Below are 20,054 nucleotides of genomic sequence, written 5' to 3' on the forward strand. Positions count from 1 at the left end.
AGAAGGTTAATCGGATGAAGAAAATAATTATTCTGGGAAGCACCGGCTCCATCGGTACGCAGACCTTGGACATTGTGGATGAGAATCCGGATTTGTTTACCGTTACCGCTTTGAGCTGCAGAAGCCGGGTGGATGAACTGATTCAGCAGATCGAGAAATATCGGCCGCTTGGGATCTGCGTGGGAAACGAAGCGGATGCTCGTCGAGTGCAGGAACGATTCCCGAATCTTACCGTGTACCATGGCGACGAGGGTTTGGTTCAGCTGACGGAAGTCGAGGGAGACATGATTGTGAATTCCCTGATGGGAATCAGCGGTTTGGCACCGACCTATCACGGAATCCGGCTTGGGAAGGATATTGCGTTGGCCAACAAGGAAACCCTGGTGGCCGGAGGCGCTCTGGTGATGGATGCCGTGGCGAGAAAGGGCGTGAAGCTCCTGCCGGTAGACAGCGAGCACAGCGCCATTTTCCAATGCCTGGAAGGAAACAAGGGACGGGAAATTCGGCGAATTCTTCTGACCGCATCCGGGGGACCGTTCCGGAAGTACTCTCCGGAAGAGCTGGAAGATGTGACTTTGGATCAGGCGCTGAATCATCCAAAGTGGACCATGGGCCGGAAGATTACCATCGATTCCGCCACCATGATGAACAAGGGGCTGGAAGTCATCGAGGCTCGCTGGCTCTTCGATGTGCCGGCGTCCAAAATCGATGTGCACGTGCACCCGGAGAGTATCGTTCATTCCATGGTGGAATTTGCGGATACTTCGGTGATTGCTCAGATGGGACTTCCGGATATGCGGATTCCGATCAGTTTGGCTTTGGGATACCCGAAGCGGCTGGAGTATTCCGGGGACAGCTTGGACTTCTTCACGGAGGGCGCCAACCTTCATTTCGAGAAGCCTCGGATGGATGTGTTCCGCTGTCTGAGCTTGGCGTATCAGGCCATTGAAGACGGAAGAAGTTACCCGATTGCATTAAACGGCGCCAATGAGGAATTGGTGGCCATGTTCCTGAACAAGGAAATTCGTTTCCTGGATATTCAGCGCACCATTGAGAAGGTGCTGGAGGCCCACAATCCGGTGGATCCGAAGAGCGTATCGGAAATTCTGGAGATCGATTGGGAAGCCCGGCGAATGGCAAGGGAACTGGCACAAGGGTAGTTCTCTTCCGAAACCTTCACCGGAGAGTGAAGAACGGAAATAAATGAGTTAAGAAACGAGGGTACTTTATTGCTGACAGCAATTCTAACAATCATACTTTTCTGCATTATGATTATTCCCCATGAGCTGGGACATTTTGTGGTAGCGAAATTGGTAGGCGTTCAAGTGAACGAGTTCTCCATGGGAATGGGTCCCCTTCTCTTCCAGAAACAGAAGGGGGAGACCTTGTATTCCGTACGGCTCCTGCCCATCGGCGGATATTGCGCCATGGAAGGGGAGAACGAGGAAAGCGGAAACCCGAGAGCCTTTAACAACAAGAAGGTGTGGCAGAAGATTGCCGTGCTCCTGGCAGGCGCCGTGATGAACGTCATCACCGCACTGCTGGTGATGATTATTGCGGTAACCGTATCCGGCATTCCCACCAACACGCTGGATTCTGTGGTGAAGAATTCACCGGCAGAGGCAGCCGGTCTTCGGGCGGGCGACCGTGTTGTGGCAGTGAATGAGGTCAAAACATCCGGTTGGATGGAAGTGGTACAGGAAATCGACCGAGACAAGTCCGGGAAAGAAATTCGGATTACGGTGGACCGGGATGGCAAGAAACAGGATTGCACCGTTCAGCCGGAATACTCCAAGAAAGAGAAACGAATGATGGTGGGCATTGCCTGCAGACAAAGCCATAATATTTTTACCTGCGGACGATATGGCGCGGCGGCCACCTGGAACTTGAACAAACTGATGCTGAAGAGCTTGAAGATGCTCTTTACCGGGCAGATGTCCCGAAACGACCTGGCGGGTCCGGTGGGAATGGTTTCACTGGTGAATCAGACGGCCACGGCGGGCGCGGTGCCGTATCTGTATCTGGCAGCCCTGATTTGCCTGAATCTGGCCTATGTTAATCTGCTGCCTTTCCCGGCGCTGGACGGCGGAAGAATTATCTTTGTGATGATTCGAAAGATTACGGGAAATATGATTTCCGACGATATGGAGGGGAAAGTGCATTTGGCGGGCATGTTCCTGCTGATTACTTTTGCTGTGTTTATTACCTGGAACGATATTATGCGGTTGTTCGGATAGGAGGATGGTATGACAAGAAGCGTACAGTGCGGAAGAATTCAAATCGGCGGAGGGGCGCCGGTTTCCATTCAATCCATGACAAATGTAGATACCCGGGATGAGAAGGCGCTGCTGCGTCAGATTCAGGAACTGGAAGAAGCGGGCTGCGATATCGTGCGAGTGGCGATTCCGGATATGGAGGCTTGTGAGTCTTTTGCACAAGTGCGGAAGAAGACGGAAGTGCCACTGGTGGCGGATATCCATTTCGACTATCGATTGGCCATCGGTGCAATTGAAGCCGGTGCGGACAAGGTGCGCATCAATCCGGGCAATATCGGAAAAGCGGAGTACGTACAGAAGGTGGTTCAGGCGGCCAAAGAGCGGCACATCCCGATTCGGGTCGGCGTCAACTCCGGTTCCCTGGAAAAAGAAATTCTGGCGGAATATGGCGGCGTAACGGCGGAAGCGCTGGCGAAGAGCGCGCTGAATACGGTTCGCTACATGGAAAATCTGGATTTCGATAATCTGGTGCTTTCCATCAAATCCTCCAACGTTCCCATGACTTATGCGGCCTATACTCTGGCCGCCAAGGAAACGGACGTACCGATGCACATCGGCATCACCGAGTCGGGAACACCGTCCAACGGAAAGCTGAAATCCGCCATCGGAATCGGCGGACTGCTCCTCAGCGGAATCGGAGATACCCTGCGGGTGTCCCTTACGGATGACCCGGTTCAGGAAGTTCTATTCGGACAGCGCATTCTGGAAGCGGTAGGGCTTCGGGAAAAGAGTATTGAAATCGTTTCCTGCCCGACTTGCGGCCGAACGGAAGTGGATTTGATCTCCTTGGCAGAGGAAACGGAGAACCGTTTGATTCCGGTTGCGAAAAGACGTCAGGAGAAAGGCCTGAGACCGTTAAAGGTCGCAGTAATGGGTTGCGTGGTGAACGGTCCGGGAGAATCCCGGGAAGCGGATTACGGTATTGCCGGTGGAAAGGGCGAGGGCTTGCTCTTCTCCCACGGGGAGATTATCGGAAAGGTTCCGGAAAACCAACTGGTAGACCGTCTCATTGAAATGATAGAGAAAGAAGAGTAGTGGATGATCAAAATACCCCAAGATATTCTGACAACGGAAGAGCTGGAACGCATTTCCGGGATGAAAGAACAGGATATTAATATTGAAATACCCAGGGTATATCTGGAAAAAGAGAGTTTGACGCTGGTAGTCGGTGTCAAACTCAATTTTGTGATACCTCGTATTCACGAGAAGCGCATGCGGGATCGGATTCTGAAGAAGGTGCGACAGGCGAAGGACGTGCGGTTCCGGTACGCCTATCAAGCTTCCGAAGCACCGGCAGTGAAGAAGGCGTCGGATAAAAGCAAAGGCAGCAAGAAGCCCAACGTTTCCGGCGGGGTTCTGTACGGGACCTATATCTCCGGAGACCCCATTCCCATCGAGGAAATCTACGGCAAGGTGGGGGAGCGGGGTCAGGTGGTCATTCGCGGAGAACTGTTCAGCCTGGATTCCCGTGCCATAAAGAACGGCAAACTTCTGGTGACCATGGAAATCACCGATAAGGAGCGGGCCACCTGCTGCAAGGCCTTTATGAAGACCGAGGATTTTGAACTGCTGGAGGAAAACGTATCACTGGGAGACTGGCTGAAGATTTCCGGAAATGTGGAATTCGATACTTTTGAAAACGAAGTGGGCATCATGGCCCGTTCCATCAACCAGTCATCAAAACCGGAGCGAAAAGATGAGCACCCGGGGGAAAAGCGGGTGGAGCTTCACGTGCACACGAAGATGAGCGACAACGACGGCTTCAACGAAATCGCGGAACTGGTGGATCAGGCGGCGGCCTGGGGTCAGAAGGCGGTGGCGATTACGGATCACGGCGTGGTGCAGGCCTTCCCGGATGCGGCTAATCGAGCGGCAAAACTTCGGGGCAAAGGGAAGGATATCAAAATCATTTACGGCATGGAAGGATATTTGTATCCCGATGAGGATGCCATGCTTTCGGATGGAACCATCGATATCAAAAAAAACCGGACATACCATATCATTCTGCTGGCCAAGAATCTGACGGGACTTCGGAATCTGTATAAAATGGTCTCTTATTCCCACGTAGATTATTTTTACAAGAAACCGAGACTTCCCCGTTCCGTACTGCAGCAGCACAGAGAAGGCATTATCGTGGGCAGTGCCTGCGAGGCCGGAGAGCTGTATCAGGCGATCAACCGGGGGGCTTCCCGGGAGGAGCTGCTTCAGATTGCGGATTTCTACGATTATCTGGAGATTCAGCCGTTGGACAACAACCAGTTCATGATTGACAAAGGGATGGTGGCATCCCGGAAGGAGCTGGCGGACAATAACTTGCTGATTCTGTCTCTGGCGGACGAGCTGGGGAAGATGACCGTCGCCACTACAGACTCCCACTACCCGACGAAGGAGTCGGCGATATATCGGAACATCATCATGTCCAGCATGGGCTTTAGCGAGACCAACGCCAACAGCCTGTACCTGCGCACTACGGACGAGATGCTGGCGGAATTTTCCTACCTGGGAGACCGGGCGGAAGAGGTGGTTATCACCAATACCAACCGGATTGCGGATATGTGCGAGGTGTTCGAGCCGGTGCCGCCGGATAAGTGTCCGCCGAAGATTGAAGGCGCGGAGGAATTCCTGCGGGATACCTGTTACGAGAATGCAAAGGCAATGTACGGCGATCCGATTCCGGAAGTGATTCAAACCCGGCTGGACACGGAGCTGAACGCCATCATCAATAACGGTTATGCCGTGATGTACGTAGCAGCCATGCGTCTGGTAAAAAAATCCAACGATGACGGCTACCTGGTGGGCAGCCGAGGATCCGTAGGATCTTCTTTCGCCGCTACCATGGCGGGGATTACCGAGGTAAACCCTTTGGAGCCGCATTATATCTGTCCGAAGTGCAAGAACCTGGAATGGCTTGCGGAGGAAGATGAAGCAAAGTACGACTGCGGATTCGATATGCCGGACAAAGTGTGTCCGAAATGCGGCACCCCGTACGAGAAGAACGGCTTCCGTATTCCATTCGCGACATTCTTGGGATTCAGCGGTAATAAGGAACCGGATATCGATTTGAACTTCGCCGGCGAATATCAGGCTACAGCCCACAAATACGTTGGCGTGATTTTCGGAGAGAAGAATATTTTCAAGGCGGGTACGGTAGCCACCGTTGCGGATAAAACCGCCTACGGCTACGTAAAGCATTATGCCGATGAGTCGCCGAAGAAGCTGAGCAAGTACGACATCGATTATCTCACCAAGGGCTGTACGGGAGTAAAAAGAACCACCGGGCAGCATCCGGGTGGAATCATCGTCGTGCCGGACGATCATGAAATCTATGAGTTCTGCCCGGTGCAGCGTCCGGCCAACAAACCGGTGGACATCATTACCACCCATTTCGATTATCACAAAATCGATAAGAACTTGCTGAAGCTGGATATTCTGGGCCACGATGTGCCGCAGATGATTCGTCATCTTCAGAATATGACCGGTGTGGATCCGATGACCATCGACGTTGCGGATAAGAAGGTCATCAGCCTGTTCACCTCCACAGAGGCCTTGAACATCCAGAATCCGGACTACAAATTCGTTCACGGAACCTATGCCATTCCGGAGTTCGGAACTAACTTCACGCGGCAGATGCTAGACGACATTCAGCCGACTACCATCTCCGCGCTGGTAAAGATTTCTGGTTTCTCTCACGGAACCGACGTGTGGACCAATAACGGTCAGGAACTCCTTCGAGACGGAAAAGCCACCATCGATGAGCTGATTTCCTGCCGTGACGATATTATGAACTACCTGATTCTGAAGGGAATCCCGAATGAGGAAGCGTTCTGGATCATGGAACACGTTCGTAAGAACAAGCCGCTGACGGAAGAGGAGCTGGAAACCATGAAGAGCCATGGGGTTCCGGACTGGTATATTTGGTCCTGCGAAACTCTGAAGTACATGTTCCCTCGGGCCCATGCGGTGGCCTACGTGCTCATGTCCATCCGAATGGCCTGGTTCAAGGTGTACTATCCGGCGGAATTCTATGCCGCATGGCTCTCTTCCAAAATCGATGATTTCGATGTTCTGGCAGCCCGAGACGGAATTCAGGCGGTGGAGCGAGAGATGAAGAACCTGGAGCAGCTGGGGAACCAGATGACCACCAAGCAGAAAGATCATCTCACCGTCTACGAAGTGATGTACGAGATGTTCTCTCGGGGACTTCAGTTCCGGATGCCGGAGCTGGGCGTTTCCCAACCGTGTGACTTCATCGTGGAAGGTGGGGACGTGGTGGTTCCGTATATGGCCATCAGCGGACTGGGCAAAGCGGCGGCGGAGTCCCTGGCGGATGCCTACGACGGAACGCCGTTCACCTCTCTGGACGATGTGCGGCAGCAGACTAAACTCTCTCAGAGCAATATCGACGACTTGAAAGCGGTAGGCATGTTCCGGGGCGTGCCGGATACGGCACAGGTGTCCATCTTTGAACTGTTCTGATATATTATGAAAGGCGAGTGAATTTGTGGAATTTGCAGGAAGCCGGTGCCATTACGGACCGGCTTCCACGCTTAATTCCGAATAATTCGAAAAAAATACAAAAAATACTTGCATTAACCTTATTCCTATGGTAATATAAGTGAGCGTCAGAAATGACTAAATACTTTTGGAGGATTGACCGAGCGGCTAAGGAGCTTGATTGGAAATCAAGTAAGGTGTAACAGCCCCGTGGGTTCGAGTCCCATGTCCTCCGCCATAACGAAGAGACCTGAACAAGGTCTCTTTTTCATTGAAATTTCAAGGAAATCAAGCAATTGCAATGCTTTGCGGGTTTCCTTTTTTATATAGATTCACGTCGTACAGACGCATACAAAGGTATACAAAGGAACTTTAAAATGGGTCTTCACTTTTTCCTCGGGGATGGATTTTTTGCACGGGGAATAGACAGGAATTTAATCAGGGTAAAAAAGTGATCATCATTCCTGTAACCGTAACCAATTCTTTTAGCAACTTTGATTTTATTGTTGAATCCTTCAAGCTTGCCGGTACTTATCTGATGTTTTGCATGATTGATAAGTCCCGGCAGTCTTTTTTCTTTAATTTCCGCAAAATGAACTAAAGCCGGTATTCCACTTTCTTTTGCGGCTGTGAACCAGTTTTTCCAACCCCTTTCAGATTCTTCTATATCATCGCATTCATAAAGCCGGCACATCTCTTCTTTCATTGCATAGCAAGTAGCCAGACTGATGTGAGAATTAAGAATTTCCTTTAGATGACCGGACTTTACTGCAGAGAGATTTTCGCTGTTGCTCAGAAGAGTCCATCTTGCATTTTTTAACTTCTTATATTGAGCGCTTTCCACCTTAGCAGCATCCTTAAGCTCCTGTTTCTCCTCAAAGGTCTTATCTGGGGTAATGCTTTCCTTTATTCGTTTGGATTGTTCGTTATGAGCTTTTGCTTCATCCAGTCTTACAACTCCAAGAACATCTTTACCAAACTGTGCCTGCATATGATATCGGTCGTATACGATGTCGGCATGCGGCATATTTTCTTCCACTAATCTGTTGTATGATGCGTTCATATCCATAGCAACTGCTTCTACATCAGAAAAGTACTCCGAAGGAAAAGCTTCAAAAAATTTCTTGAAATCCTTGATTGCTCTACCTTTTCCAACCCATATTACATCTCCGAGTTCCAAATCCATAACGCATGTTGCGTAAGTATGACCTTTGTGAATCGAAAACTCGTCAACCGCGAGATATCTAGGCTTGTAATTGCTTCGTCTAAGTTCTTCTCTTCTTTGCTCAAGTTCTCCCTTCATAAATTCTTTATGGATTGATGAAATTGTATTCCAATTGATACCAGTCATAAGAGAAACATCTTTGACAGACATGCGATGCATCAGGAGAGACTTTACAAATTCCGCAGCATTATCTGTAATCCTGGTTTCCTTATACTTGAATGGAATATTTTCAGTGGTGCTGGCACGACACTTAGTGCATCTATAGCGGTGAACGTGAACCTTAAAGATAGTGTAATACATGGAATTGAAAGGGATTTCACGCAAGTTAACCGAAGCATTATCGTAGACATGCATTCTTGAACCGCAATGAGGACAGGTGATAGATTCCGAAGTTTGATTACTGTAGAGTTCAAATATTCTGGTACCGGAATCCACATTCGTGAAAAAAGAATTGCAAAAGAAGTTTCCAATTGTGAAATTAAATGTTATACTGTCAAACATAGAGCGTTGTATGTTTCCTTTCTTAGGTTTGTTTGCTATTAACTATGATGGGGCATACGCCGCTCTATTTCAATATGTAAATTTTAAAACCTGCATCCGGAAAGCAATCTCATCGTCAAGCTGAGATTGCTTTCCGGATGCAGGTTTTTTCATTCTTGGGCGCCGGCGGGCCGGAAAAATACTGAGCATGTTGGCGTGCCCTGACGGAGGACCAAGGGTTTGCGGGCATGCCCACGCCAACATTTGCGCCGGATACCTGCTAATGAGATTCGGTTGTTGGCGTGCCCCGACGGAGCTCCAAGGCTTTGCGGGCATGCCCACGCCAACATTTGCGCCGGATACCTGCTAACGAGATTCAATTGTTGGCGTGCCCCGACGGAGTTCCAAGGCTTTGCGGGGAGTCCGACGCCAACATTTACGCCGGATACCTGCTAATGAGCTTCAATTGTTGGCGTGCCCCGACGGAGTTCCAAGGCTTTGCGGGGAGTCCGACGCCAACATTTACGCCGGATACCTGCTAATGAGCTTCAATTGTTGGCGTGCCCCGGCGGAGCTCCAAGGGTTTGCGGGCATGCCCACGCCAACATTTGCACCGGATACTTGCTAATGAGCTTCAATTGTTGGCGTGGACCGGCGGTGCTCCAAGTGTTTGCGGGCATGCCCGCGCCAACACGCTCATGTCCATCATTAAGAAAAGAATGTTTACCGTATACAAAAGACAATCCCCGAGAAAAAAGTGAAGAACCTTTAAAATGGGAATCGGTTGGGAAAAGCCCGTTTTTGGGTGGATTCAGAAACTGCAAATTCACATTTTTTGTTGCCCGCGGGACTCGAAAATCAGGTATTTTCTATACCAGGGGGGGAGTCTGCCCTTTTGCAGGTGATGCATAATTGTTTACGTTGTCCGTCCGGGAAATGACGATTATAATGGAACTGTAAATAAGAATTTCAAGGAGTGATGTTATTTATGAAGCAATATATTGTTGATGCATTTACAAATAAGCCTTTTTCCGGTAATCCGGCTGCTGTTTGTGTTATGGAGTCATGGCCTTCCGAGGAATCCATGATGAAACTGGCAATGGAGAATAATCTGTCAGAAACAGCATTCATTGTCAAGGAAAATACGGGATATCATCTCAGATGGTTTACACCAGGCACTGAGGTGGAGCTCTGTGGCCATGCGACCCTGGCTTCATCTTATGTAATTTTGAATTTCTATGAAAAAGATAGTGATGAGGTTCGTTTTAACACACTTAGCGGTGAGCTTATCATTCGGAAAAGGAATAATCGTTATGAGATGAATTTTCCAACTTATCAGCTGGAAGAAATCCCTGTAACCGATGAAATGGAGAAGGCTTTTGGCGTAAGACCAATCAAAGCGGTTTTAGGATTGGATCTCGTCTGTGTATTTGAAAATGAGGAACATGTTCGCATCATGAATCCCAATCAAGAATTGCTGACTGAAATTCCAGGACGTATTCAAAATGCAACAGCCAAGGGGTCAGAAACTGATTGTGTATCAAGAAGCTTTTGTCCAAAGCTTTCAATTGCTGAGGATCCTGTTTGCGGTTCTGCACATTGCCAGATTGCAGATTATTGGTCAAGAGTACTGAACAAAAAAGAAATCGATGCGTATCAGGCCTCTAAACGCGGAGGATATCTTCACTGTGAATTACTTGGAAACGGAAGAATTGCCATTAGTGGAGAAGCTACATTAGTAGCTGTTTCTGAAATTGTTGCAGAGTTATAAATCCCAGTTTATCAAACAATTACATATGAACCCCAAGGCAGCTTCGGCTGTCTTTTTTCATATCCGAATTCGCACATTTGCTGCATTCATTCTCACATATTAAACTGATACAAATAATACAGAAATGATTGGAGGAAAGAGTCATGAGATATCAAATGAAGCTTAAGCTGACACATGATGAGGTCAGAGTCCTGGTATTTGCCCTTAATGAGCTTAGAAACACCCTCATAGCAGAAAACAGATATACAGATCCTGTCGATGAGATCCTCGCAAGGCTCATTGCATGATTCATATATCTATATATCCTTTACATGCCGCATTCAATAGGGAGTGCGGCTTTTTTATTGCAAGCCGATATGGCGGAAAGGAACAGAAATGAGAGAAAGAAAAAGCGAAAAGGAATTAGTAATCAGAATCATCATCACAGGAGCGGATGCAGAAGAGCCCGATGAGCCGGAGTACTGGACAGAGGAAGAGGAAGGCGTGCTTAACGAGCTTGTTGCATATGCCGAGTCCGTTGCCGGGGCAATCGCCGGTAAAACAAAGAAGAAGTTCGATGAGTGTATTTTCATGCACACAATGCGCATTGCAAAGTGCATGAGCTGCCATGAATGCTTTTCAGAAGCAATTGAGTTTCTTGCAGATATCTTAAGAGTGAGAGGCGATGAAGATACCGGAAGGTTCCTGGAGGGCCTTACGGAGTATCTGGAGTACGACGAAGACTTTTGTGAGTACTTCCTTGATGTGCTCTTTGAAAAGCTGGCAGATGAAAGTGATGATTACGCCTTCCTTTGCGAGGAGGATTGCCATGAAGAAATGTAATGTCATAGCAATATGCAATCAAAAGGGAGGCGTAGCGAAGACCACAACAGCCTTAAACCTTGGGGTCGGTCTTGCAGGAGAGGGAAAGCTCCCTTCTCATCTGGATTGCCATTGCAGTCATTGCAGCAGGCCTTGGCGGCTTTATTACTGCACGTGAAGTGAGAAAGAGAAAAGATAGAGAATAGCTCAGTATAGGCAAAACATTTTAAGTGGGCCATGTGCCCACATACATTTATTTGTGAATTGGCAATTACAAATTGAAAAAAGTGTGAATCTGCGATAAAATTGGTTAGATAACCATCCTGAATCCGGGAGGTAACCGGTACTGATCCCGGCATAGAATACAATTATTCTAAAAGAAAACGAGGGAAGAAAATGAAGAAAAGATTATTTAGCATAGTGCTTTCACTGTGCATGGTGCTGGCACTGATGCCTCAGATGGCATTTGCGGATACGGTGACGGGTATAACATATCTGGACGCATCAGGCGCACAGCAGACCTGTGATAATGCCACTGCAGTTACCGAAGACGATACTACATGGGGCACTGACAATGAAACCACCTGGTATGTGGCACAGGGCGATGTGACTATCGAAAGCCGTGTCACAGTTACCGGCGATGTTCATCTGATTCTCGCTGACGGCTGCAATCTCACAGTCAACGGCGGCATCTATGTGAGTAGATGGACTGCTTCAAAACTTACCATTTACGGGCAGGAAAACGGCACAGGAGAGCTATATGCATATGCCTCCAGTGGCAGTGGTTACGCAGGTATCGGTGGAAATAAAGAACCATACGGCACGAGTGGTGAAATCACAATCAACGGAGGGAATATTACAGCTGTTGGAGACGGAATTGGCGCAGGGATTGGCGGAGGGGACATGGGTGGCTTCGAATGCATCACCATCAACGGAGGCACCGTTACCGCTACAGGCGGCAACAACGGCGGGAGTTCGGGTATCGGTACATTTGAAGGAGGCAACACTTCCGGGACCATCACCATCAGTGGCGGCACTGTTATGGCTACCGGTACGAATCATGGTATCGACGCCTCTTTTATGGGCACTATCAGCACAGGAAACGACGGCCATGCGGTGATATTCGCAAGCTACACTAATTCTATGGGATCGTACTTCAGATATTCGTCTTCGCAAAACAGGGATTCATGGCGCGGCGTGATTTTCGAGGGGAACAGCGGACAGATTTACGGAGATGATATTACTCCGAGCGAAAGTTTTGAGATTCCTTCCGATAAAACACTGACGATTGATAGCGGAAAGTCTCTCACAATCCCTGCCGGTAAAACGCTGACTGTAACGGGAAAGTTAACAAACAACGGGAAGTTTTATGTTGACGGCACATTGAATGGCACGGTGAACGGCAATGGCGATGTGTATTACAATCTTGCCCCTACAGACTGCACAGTCAGCAGCACGGGCATTGAGAAACACAATGAGAAGACCTATGCTAAGGAAGAAAGCGAGATTACTTTAACGCCTGATACTCCTCAAGTAGGATATTTGTTTGATAGTTGGGAAGTATCACCGGAATCTGTTCAGATAAATAATAACAATTCATTTACAATGCCAAATGAAGCTCTAACAGTTACCGCCAAGTGGATAGAATGTCCGCATGATGGAGATAAGGAAACACGAAATGCAAAAGAGGCAACCTGTACTGAAGCAGGTTATTCAGGAGATGTATACTGTTTAGTTTGTAACGAAATGATTACTAAGGGTCATGATATAAATATGGCATCACACAAACTAAATTATATCCCTAAAACGGATGCAACCGTTACTGAAACAGGAAATGATGAGTATTGGCAGTGTACAGTTTGCGATAAATACTTTTCTGATGCAGAGGGAACAAATGAAATAACTGATTTAGAAGGCTGGAAAGCAGGTGACGGTAAAATTGATAAGCTCCCGCCTGAAATCATTGAGGGCAAAGGTCAGAGCATAACAGAAGGAGAAAAGAAGGCATTGTCGTTCACATCTAATGCAGCATACAGCGACTTCATCCGAGTTGAGCTTGATGGCAGCGAATTAAGTGAAGAGAATTATGAAAAGGCAGAAGGAAGTATAATAATCACACTTGATGCTGATTACGTAGCAACTCTTCCTGCAGGAGAGCACACTATCGGTATCGTATCTGAAAGCGGCACTGCAACTACTACATTCACAGTAGCAGAAAAGGCAGCACCGGGAACTTCAGATGACAGCGACAGAGACTCCAAGGCTGACGCTGACAAGAATGCAAAAACAGGGGACGATGCCAACCTTGCTCTGTGGCTTGCACTGATGCTTCTTGCCGGAGCAGGAATAACAGGTACTACCATATACACAAGAAGAAAAAGAACAAATGAATAAACAAAACGCTGATACGAAATAACAAAACAGGAACGGTAACGTATTTACGAAGCCGTTCCTTTTTCATTTGAAGAAAGCCCTCCTTACATACCGCATCAATTGGGATGAGGTTTTTTAATGTGAAGGAGGTGATGACAATGTGCAGAGAAAAACGGGAAGCAAAGCCTAGCTTTCCTGAGTTTAAACCGGATGACTGCCCGATGCTGGGAAAGCTGTCGCAGATGGCAGCAGCTGCATTTCTTAAGCTGGATTTTGATGGCGATGAAGAGGTGGAAATGAACAGGCAGCAATGCTATGAAATGCTGATGGATATGTATAACGCAGATATGAACCGGCAGGCTGTTGGGATTCTAAAGACCGTCTTTACCCATTTCGGATGCGAGAAGGTCTTAAGCGAACTTGCCATCCTTGAAAGCTGCAGCTGCTTTAATGAAATCCACGATGCCTTTATGAGAAGGTTTCTCTTTTGTGATGAGTTCATTCCTTTCATCCTTACTTTCAAATAACAAAGGGCGAAGGCCGCCCTGATACATCAGAAGCCGTATGCGCCGGCTTCTTTTTAATTTGAGGTAAGGAGGTAAACAAAAGCTATCGGCGCAGAAGAAAAGGAGGCATGCATGAAAAAGAAAGTGCTGGCAGCACTTTGCGCTGCCATGGTGGCGGCATCATGTTTTGCAGCAGAAACAGGAACAGCGAGTGCAGCTCATAAGCATTCCTACCGCTGCACCGTCATAAGACCGGTGCTCTGCGATGTAAACGGCATCAACAGATACACCTGCAGCTGCGGTTACAGCTATGAAAAGCAGGTTCCGATGCCGGGACACAAGTACTCTGAAACAGTGCTGAAAGAGCCCAGCTGCATATCAAAAGGCACAGTCAGAAAGACCTGCACAGTATGCGGGAGCACCTTTACAGGCTCCATACCAAAGGCAGCGCATCAGTATGTGACTAGCGGCAGCATTACAAAATGCAGAACCTGCGGCAAGGAGGTCTCTTCGGGAAGTGCTTCAGAAAGCGGGACGCCAGAAACAAAGCCGGCGCAGCCCGCAAAGCCTGTAACCCCTGCAAAGCCCGCAGATACCAGGAATTCCTCTGAAAAGGCAAGGCAGGCAGCTGTAGACTGGGCAATAAAAATTGCAGGGGATAACAGCTTTCACTATGGAAGAAGCTCCTGGGCACATCATAACGGCTGCTACTTTTGCGGTACAAACCAGAAGGCAGGAAGCCTTAAAAGAAGAGCCGGAGCATCGAAGGCAGCATGCGAGAAAACCTACTGCTGCAATCCTTTTGTGACGGCAGCATATAAGCATGGAGCGGGAGCAAAGGAAGTTGACTGTAAGGTAAGAGGTAAGAGATTCGGTCTTGCAAACGACAATAACAGGGTCCTTAAAAACACAAAGGCCTTTAAGAGAATCTCAAAGCCAAAGAAGATCACTTCCCTTGAGCCGGGAGACATACTTCTCTCCCCTACCCACGCAATGCTTTATGCAGGAGGCGGGAAAGTAGTTGAAGCAGCTCACCACGATAACGGAAAGAGAGATTCCTGCTGGAACGATTCCATCCGTCATAAAAAGATAAGCGCAGGTCAGTGGAAGCGTGTAACTAAAATCTACAGGTATATCGGAAAAGGAAAGTATTAAGCACAAAACGTGCGGAAAGGAAAAACAAAATGACAAACATCAGAGAAAGAATATCAAATAAGAGAAAGCTTATAAGTGCAGTTGCTGCAAATGGTGCAGAGATTTACTGCCAAAAATGCAAGACAATGTATGAAATCGAGATAAGGGACAAGCAGCTTCATGTAAAAGAGATTGGAGAAGAATACATAGCCAACTATTAGTTATTACCTCACCCGCACCCCGGAGGGTGTATGAAAACTGAATACATTGAGGATGATCACGAGAACTGTCGGACTGGGCAACCAACGAGAACCCTTATGGTCAGCAGATGATATCCAAGAGTTTGTTATGAGACTGTATTTGGGGATCGCCATCAGGAGCCTGGCAAAACATTAGTAATCCTATTATAGGATGATGTTTTTGCCAGGCTCTTTTTGTATGCAAATTCAAAGCTCTTTATCGGATTACTGATGTGAGTCAGCTCCGGCAAGGAGCTTTTAATGAAATTAGTAAGAGGACCGTAACCGGCGGATTTTGAACAAGTTACATTATCGCTTTTTTCAAAATTCGGAGGTTACAGATGAAAATCAAATATGAATTTGCTACAGAAACAGTTGAAGTTGAAGTGTCGGCAGAAATGTATGCCCTTCACATGGAATTAAACAGAGTGGAATACAACAACAATCACAGAGAGACAAGAAGACACATATCTCTTGATACAGGTCTTGAGCATAGTGAATGGCTTAGAAGCTATGACTCTGATGTATATCAGCAGATTGCTGCTGAGGAAGATGCTGCCAATATAAGAGCGGCAATAGATGCTCTGTCAGATTCACAGAAAGATCTGATTCAGAAGATATTTGATGAAGGAATGAGCATAAAGGATTATGCAGAGGCCTGCGGAGTGAAGCCCTCTGCTATATCCCACAGAATAAGGACGATAAGGAATAATCTGAAGGAGATATTGAAGTAAATAAAAATAACTCCCGGCCATACCCATTATGAGTTTGACCGGGAGTTATTATAACAACTACTTCTTTTTAGTCTTTAAGACATCCAATAGGTACAACGCATACGCCATCTTTTCTTCGATATGCATAGTCGCCAACGCCTGTTAATACCATGAGGAATGCAGGGGATTTCATCTTGCCGGTATCAATTTTTGATTCCATTGCTTTAAGGCTTTCGGCACCTTCTTCTATGAGTTTATCGCCGCCGAGCTTTATTTCGATAAGACCATATTGTCCGTTTCGCAGATGAACAACAGCATCACATTCCTGTCCGTCCTTATCTCTGTAATGATAAACATGTCCATTAAGTGCATCAGCAAATACACGTAAATCTCTGATACAGAGTGTTTCAAAAATGAATCCGAAAGTATTGAGATCGTTGATAAGATCATTTGGTCCGACGCCCAGTGCTGCCGCTGCAATGGAAGGATCTACATAGTAGCGTGTATCAGACGAACGAATAGCGGTCTTTGAACGCAAGTTGGGATTCCATGCAGGCATATCCTCTACAACGAATATTTTACGGAGTGCATTGAGATAAGAAGCAACAGTATCATCGCTTATTGAATCATCATCATTTGCAGAGACATCAAGAGCTAGCACTGTATTTGGCACCTGGCTTCCCTGATTTCTTGCGTACGAACGCATCAGTCTGCGAACTTTCTCAGTATTCTTCTGCACATTGTCAGCTCTGTTGATATCGGAACGTACGACTGCATCGTAATAGTCATGTGCCTGATCCAGAGCAATCTCTTCACGCATATCTATTGACTGCGGCCAGCCTCCGCGACATGCAAGGAAGGCTAATCGCTCAATATCAATATCAGCTTCGCCGTCAACTGCATTATTACCTTCAAATAATTCTTTGAGGCTAACATCTCCGGTGGAATCTCCGGATTCATATAAACTCATTGGTCTCATTGTAAGCCACGTAAATCGCCCTGTTCCTGAATGAGTGATTTCTTTGGTGTCAGCAGGAACAGCTGAGCCCGTTAGAAGAAACTGACCGAGCTCACTGCGATGATCCACTTCAAAACGTATCGCATCCCATAATTTTGGAGCAAGCTGCCACTCATCAATCAGTCTTGGGGTTTCACCTTTTAGAAGACGTTTTGGATTTAATTCAGACATAGAAATGTTTTGCTCCTTTTTCTCAGGATCATCCATGTACAGAACGCTGGCAGCTATCTGTTCTGCTGTAGTAGTCTTACCGCACCATTTAGGTCCTTCAATAAGAACAGCGCCTTTTCCTTCAAGCTTTCTTGCCAGAATATCGTCAGCAATTCTTTTTCTGTATTCCTTCATCAGCATCACCTCAAATTTCAATCCTTTTATCTATAGTATACACAATTTTAGAGAAAATACCATACCATTCGGGAGATTGGCGGAATATTATTCGGGAGATTGGCGGAATATTATTCGGGAGATTGGCGGAAAACAGTTCGGGAGATTGGCGAAACATTATTCGGAAAGTTGGCTAAAAGCTCAGCAATATATTGTAGCAGTAAAAAAAATTAAGAATTTTAAGTTTTACCCTCACTTTTTGCCTCCCCCGTGGCCTATAGGTGAAAGGACTTATGAAACAGGTCCTAAACGAAACTTGAAAACCGAATACACAAGAGCAAGGTACTTTTGCTATGCGGCTGAGCATGTTCAATCAACGCGCCATGACCTACTTTGTAGAGAGCGAGTAACGGTATGGTTGTAAAGGCAGGTGGCACCTGCCGGGTGCAATGACCCGTATAGACTATAATGATACTTCCGTCCAGTCACAGCCCCGTAGGAATGCGGGATCACGCAATGAGGGCGGCTTCGGGAAAACCCCGAGGGGGCTAGCTGCCCATGGAAGCGGGATGCCAACTGCCGCCTTGATTTCTTCCCTATCACTCCGGGGTGTCGTGGACAAATTGGAGTACCATATACCGGCTGTAAAGGCCGGTTGTACATCCATATAGAATTCCCTACCCCACTCCCGGCGATAGGGGAGTGTGTATTCGGTTCTTCTTTTATGTATCAAGGAGGACAAAAATGACAAAGGATAACAATTATAGTGTCGAACCTGTATGGGATGAGAATGATGATTTAGCAGAGATGATGGATGCTGTACTTGGAGCTCCAGGTTTGAGAAATGCCTGCCTACCCAATCCGGATTGCAGCTGGGCAATGTTTATCGGAGATAAAGATATGGAAGAAGGCATCAATTCCCTGCCCCCTTTGGAACAGGAGATTCTTAAGCTGTTTTTTCTTGAAGGACTGCCGCTTATGGATATTGCTTCGAGACTGGATATTTCAACAGGGCTTGTACACGGTCACATCAAATCCATGAAAGTGAGATTGAGATGTTATGTATAAAAAAAGACCATACAAGGTGCGGCAAGGTGAAATCTACTATGTGGATTTCCCGGAAAGCCGCGGCAGCGTGCAGAAAGGTATACGCCCGGTAATAATTATACAGAACAACAGGCTTAACAGAAATTCAACCACATTTGTATGTGCTCTGATAACCAGTCAGATAAAAAGACTGGATCTTCATGAGCATGTACTTTTGCCGGAGATGAAGGGTCTTCCCAAAAGGTCGATGGTTATGGCAGAGCAGCAGGCGACTGTTGCTCTTGAGCAGCTGATAGATTACCGAGGCAGGGTTGACTGGGAGATATTCAAAAAGATTAACAGTGCAGTACGCATCTGCGAGAAGACAAAGAAAGAACAGTACTAATATGTAAATTCGCATAATCACCGAAAATGCAGGTTTAACAGAAAAGGCCATGTGGGATATTCTATCTGTATCACATGGCCATGTGAGGTATGGGGTAATGAGCAGGCTCCCGAATGTCCAGTTTAGAATCACATCAAAGACCACAGGTGAAAGTCACGTTGTATGCACAGACGATAACGGAATGATTGACACTTCTGCCGGCTTTAACTCACATAAGAATGACACTAACGGAGGAACAGCTGAAAGCGGAATCTGGTTTGGTGAGATGGATGCAATAGATGATGAAAAAGGTGCCCTTATCTATGACTTCTACTACCTTAACGAGCTTAGAGGTGAATCAAACGAAGGCCTTAAGCTTGCAAAGGACATAGAGTTCAGAGTTTACAGAGACAAGGCAGTAATAAACCTTGGAACAGTAACTGACGATGTGGTAAGCATCGGTACCACTGCAAAGGACAGTGACACTGAAAATCACATCTCCCTTGCAGATAACAAGGTTACAATCATCGATACAGTTAAGTACAAGAACTTCACTCCGGGAAAAGCATACAGACTCGTTGGTATCCTCATGGATAAGGAAACAGGAGAGCCTGTAATGGTTGGCGGCAAGCCCGTAACCTCAGAAAAGGAGTTTACTGTAGGAGATGAAGACGGAACAGTAGATGTTACCTTCACCTTTGACGGAAGCAGCCTTTCAGGAACCGATGTAGTTGTATTTGAAAAGGCATACGACATCGAAGCAGATACTCAAATCACAAGCCATGAAGACATCAATGACGAAGGACAGAGAGTATCTATCCCTAAGATTGGTACAAAGGCAGCGGCAGCAGACGGCAAGACAAATGAGATTAAGCCTGAAAAGGATCAGAAGATCGTTGATACAGTAGCATATGAAAATCTTATTGCCGGAGAGGAATACGAGCTTACAACATGGCTCACAAAGGACGGAAAGAAGATCTGGGGAACCGAGGTCACAAAGAAGTTTACTGCAAAAGAAGCAGAGGGAACTGTAACAGCAGAGCTTACCTTTGATGCTTCAATGCACGGAGGTGAAGACATCACAGTCTTTGAGGAAGTAAGCCTGTTATGAAGTGACCGTTGTCAAGAGACGATTACAAGAAAGTTTCTTCTCTCGGCATGGCACATTTGTATTTTCTTGACAGCATCTGGAAAGAGCTTTGATTTAACAGTTCCCGGCATGTGGCCACTCTGTTATTCGTGGATTGGTTACCTACAGGCTAATGGTCCGCCGTGAGCCCTGCGATCTT

The 20,054-nt window shown here is 47.0% G+C and carries 18 protein-coding genes and 1 tRNA gene; 17 read left to right on the forward strand and 2 right to left on the reverse strand.

What is annotated here, in order from left to right; all coding sequences use genetic code 11:
• The first annotated feature begins 14 nt into the window (after positions 1–14).
• The 5 genes from FYJ65_RS01105 to FYJ65_RS01125 all read left to right on the forward strand — a co-directional run bounded on the left by FYJ65_RS01105 (position 15) and on the right by FYJ65_RS01125 (position 7,008).
• Positions 15–1,160: a 1-deoxy-D-xylulose-5-phosphate reductoisomerase gene (locus tag FYJ65_RS01105; RefSeq protein WP_154553501.1), complete on the forward strand. Its 1,146-nt coding sequence runs from the start codon at positions 15–17 to the stop codon at positions 1,158–1,160.
• Positions 1,161–1,229: 69 nt separating this feature from the next.
• Entirely contained in the window at positions 1,230–2,237 is a 1,008-nt protein-coding gene (gene rseP / locus FYJ65_RS01110) for an RIP metalloprotease RseP (protein WP_268890071.1), read from the forward strand.
• A gap of 9 nt (positions 2,238–2,246) precedes the next feature.
• Entirely contained in the window at positions 2,247–3,311 is a 1,065-nt protein-coding gene (ispG, locus tag FYJ65_RS01115) for a flavodoxin-dependent (E)-4-hydroxy-3-methylbut-2-enyl-diphosphate synthase (protein WP_154553503.1), read from the forward strand.
• A 3-nt stretch (positions 3,312–3,314) separates the two neighbouring features.
• Complete coding sequence (locus FYJ65_RS01120) at positions 3,315–6,752, forward strand: PolC-type DNA polymerase III (RefSeq protein WP_154553504.1); 3,438 nt, start codon at positions 3,315–3,317, stop codon at positions 6,750–6,752.
• A gap of 168 nt (positions 6,753–6,920) precedes the next feature.
• Positions 6,921–7,008, forward strand: a tRNA-Ser gene (locus FYJ65_RS01125).
• Positions 7,009–7,155: 147 nt separating this feature from the next.
• Here FYJ65_RS01125 and FYJ65_RS01130 read toward each other — a convergent pair.
• A complete protein-coding gene (locus FYJ65_RS01130) occupies positions 7,156–8,496 on the reverse strand; it encodes an ISL3 family transposase (RefSeq protein WP_154553505.1) in 1,341 nt (446 codons plus the stop codon).
• Positions 8,497–9,463: 967 nt separating this feature from the next.
• Here FYJ65_RS01130 and FYJ65_RS01135 point away from each other — a divergent pair.
• From FYJ65_RS01135 to FYJ65_RS01170, 9 genes are all read left to right on the forward strand, one after another.
• The gene (locus FYJ65_RS01135; protein ID WP_154553506.1) at positions 9,464–10,246 is read left to right on the forward strand and encodes a PhzF family phenazine biosynthesis protein; all 783 of its coding nucleotides are present in this window, start codon (positions 9,464–9,466) and stop codon (positions 10,244–10,246) included.
• Positions 10,247–10,401: 155 nt separating this feature from the next.
• Positions 10,402–10,533, forward strand: a complete 132-nt coding sequence (locus tag FYJ65_RS09735; protein WP_268890072.1) for a hypothetical protein — start codon at positions 10,402–10,404, stop codon at positions 10,531–10,533.
• 88 nt (positions 10,534–10,621) lie between these two features.
• Positions 10,622–11,068, forward strand: coding sequence for a hypothetical protein (locus FYJ65_RS01140; RefSeq protein WP_154553507.1), 447 nt, complete (start codon positions 10,622–10,624; stop codon positions 11,066–11,068).
• Positions 11,055–11,225 carry an AAA family ATPase gene (locus FYJ65_RS10030; RefSeq protein ID WP_154553508.1) on the forward strand — a complete coding sequence of 57 codons (171 nt, stop codon included), beginning with the start codon at positions 11,055–11,057 and terminating at the stop codon, positions 11,223–11,225. The genes FYJ65_RS01140 and FYJ65_RS10030 overlap by 14 nt, the downstream gene beginning before the upstream one ends.
• A gap of 218 nt (positions 11,226–11,443) precedes the next feature.
• Positions 11,444–13,441, forward strand: coding sequence for an InlB B-repeat-containing protein (locus FYJ65_RS09740; protein ID WP_154553509.1), 1,998 nt, complete (start codon positions 11,444–11,446; stop codon positions 13,439–13,441).
• A 137-nt stretch (positions 13,442–13,578) separates the two neighbouring features.
• The gene (locus tag FYJ65_RS01155; RefSeq protein ID WP_154553510.1) at positions 13,579–13,947 is read left to right on the forward strand and encodes a hypothetical protein; all 369 of its coding nucleotides are present in this window, start codon (positions 13,579–13,581) and stop codon (positions 13,945–13,947) included.
• A 111-nt stretch (positions 13,948–14,058) separates the two neighbouring features.
• Positions 14,059–15,081 carry a hypothetical protein gene (locus tag FYJ65_RS01160; RefSeq protein WP_154553511.1) on the forward strand — a complete coding sequence of 341 codons (1,023 nt, stop codon included), beginning with the start codon at positions 14,059–14,061 and terminating at the stop codon, positions 15,079–15,081.
• A 29-nt stretch (positions 15,082–15,110) separates the two neighbouring features.
• The gene (locus tag FYJ65_RS01165; protein WP_154553512.1) at positions 15,111–15,281 is read left to right on the forward strand and encodes a hypothetical protein; all 171 of its coding nucleotides are present in this window, start codon (positions 15,111–15,113) and stop codon (positions 15,279–15,281) included.
• A gap of 359 nt (positions 15,282–15,640) precedes the next feature.
• Entirely contained in the window at positions 15,641–16,033 is a 393-nt protein-coding gene (locus tag FYJ65_RS01170; protein WP_154553513.1) for an RNA polymerase sigma factor, read from the forward strand.
• 67 nt (positions 16,034–16,100) lie between these two features.
• Here FYJ65_RS01170 and FYJ65_RS01175 read toward each other — a convergent pair whose 3' ends face one another.
• Positions 16,101–17,375 (reverse strand): ATP-binding protein, encoded by a 1,275-nt coding sequence (locus FYJ65_RS01175; RefSeq protein ID WP_154553514.1) that lies wholly within the window; start codon positions 17,373–17,375, stop codon positions 16,101–16,103.
• A gap of 723 nt (positions 17,376–18,098) precedes the next feature.
• Between FYJ65_RS01175 and FYJ65_RS01180 the strand changes: the two genes are divergently transcribed.
• The 3 genes from FYJ65_RS01180 to FYJ65_RS01190 are packed head-to-tail and all read left to right on the forward strand — an operon-like array spanning position 18,099 to position 19,876.
• Positions 18,099–18,422 (forward strand): sigma-70 family RNA polymerase sigma factor, encoded by a 324-nt coding sequence (locus FYJ65_RS01180; RefSeq protein WP_154553515.1) that lies wholly within the window; start codon positions 18,099–18,101, stop codon positions 18,420–18,422.
• A complete protein-coding gene (locus FYJ65_RS01185; protein ID WP_154553516.1) occupies positions 18,415–18,786 on the forward strand; it encodes a type II toxin-antitoxin system PemK/MazF family toxin in 372 nt (123 codons plus the stop codon). The genes FYJ65_RS01180 and FYJ65_RS01185 overlap by 8 nt, the downstream gene beginning before the upstream one ends.
• A gap of 49 nt (positions 18,787–18,835) precedes the next feature.
• The gene (locus FYJ65_RS01190; protein ID WP_154553517.1) at positions 18,836–19,876 is read left to right on the forward strand and encodes a VaFE repeat-containing surface-anchored protein; all 1,041 of its coding nucleotides are present in this window, start codon (positions 18,836–18,838) and stop codon (positions 19,874–19,876) included.
• The last annotated feature ends 178 nt before the right edge of the window (positions 19,877–20,054 follow it).

This window comes from Mogibacterium kristiansenii (assembly GCF_009695905.1).
Taxonomy (GTDB): domain Bacteria; phylum Bacillota; class Clostridia; order Peptostreptococcales; family Anaerovoracaceae; genus Mogibacterium_A; species Mogibacterium_A kristiansenii.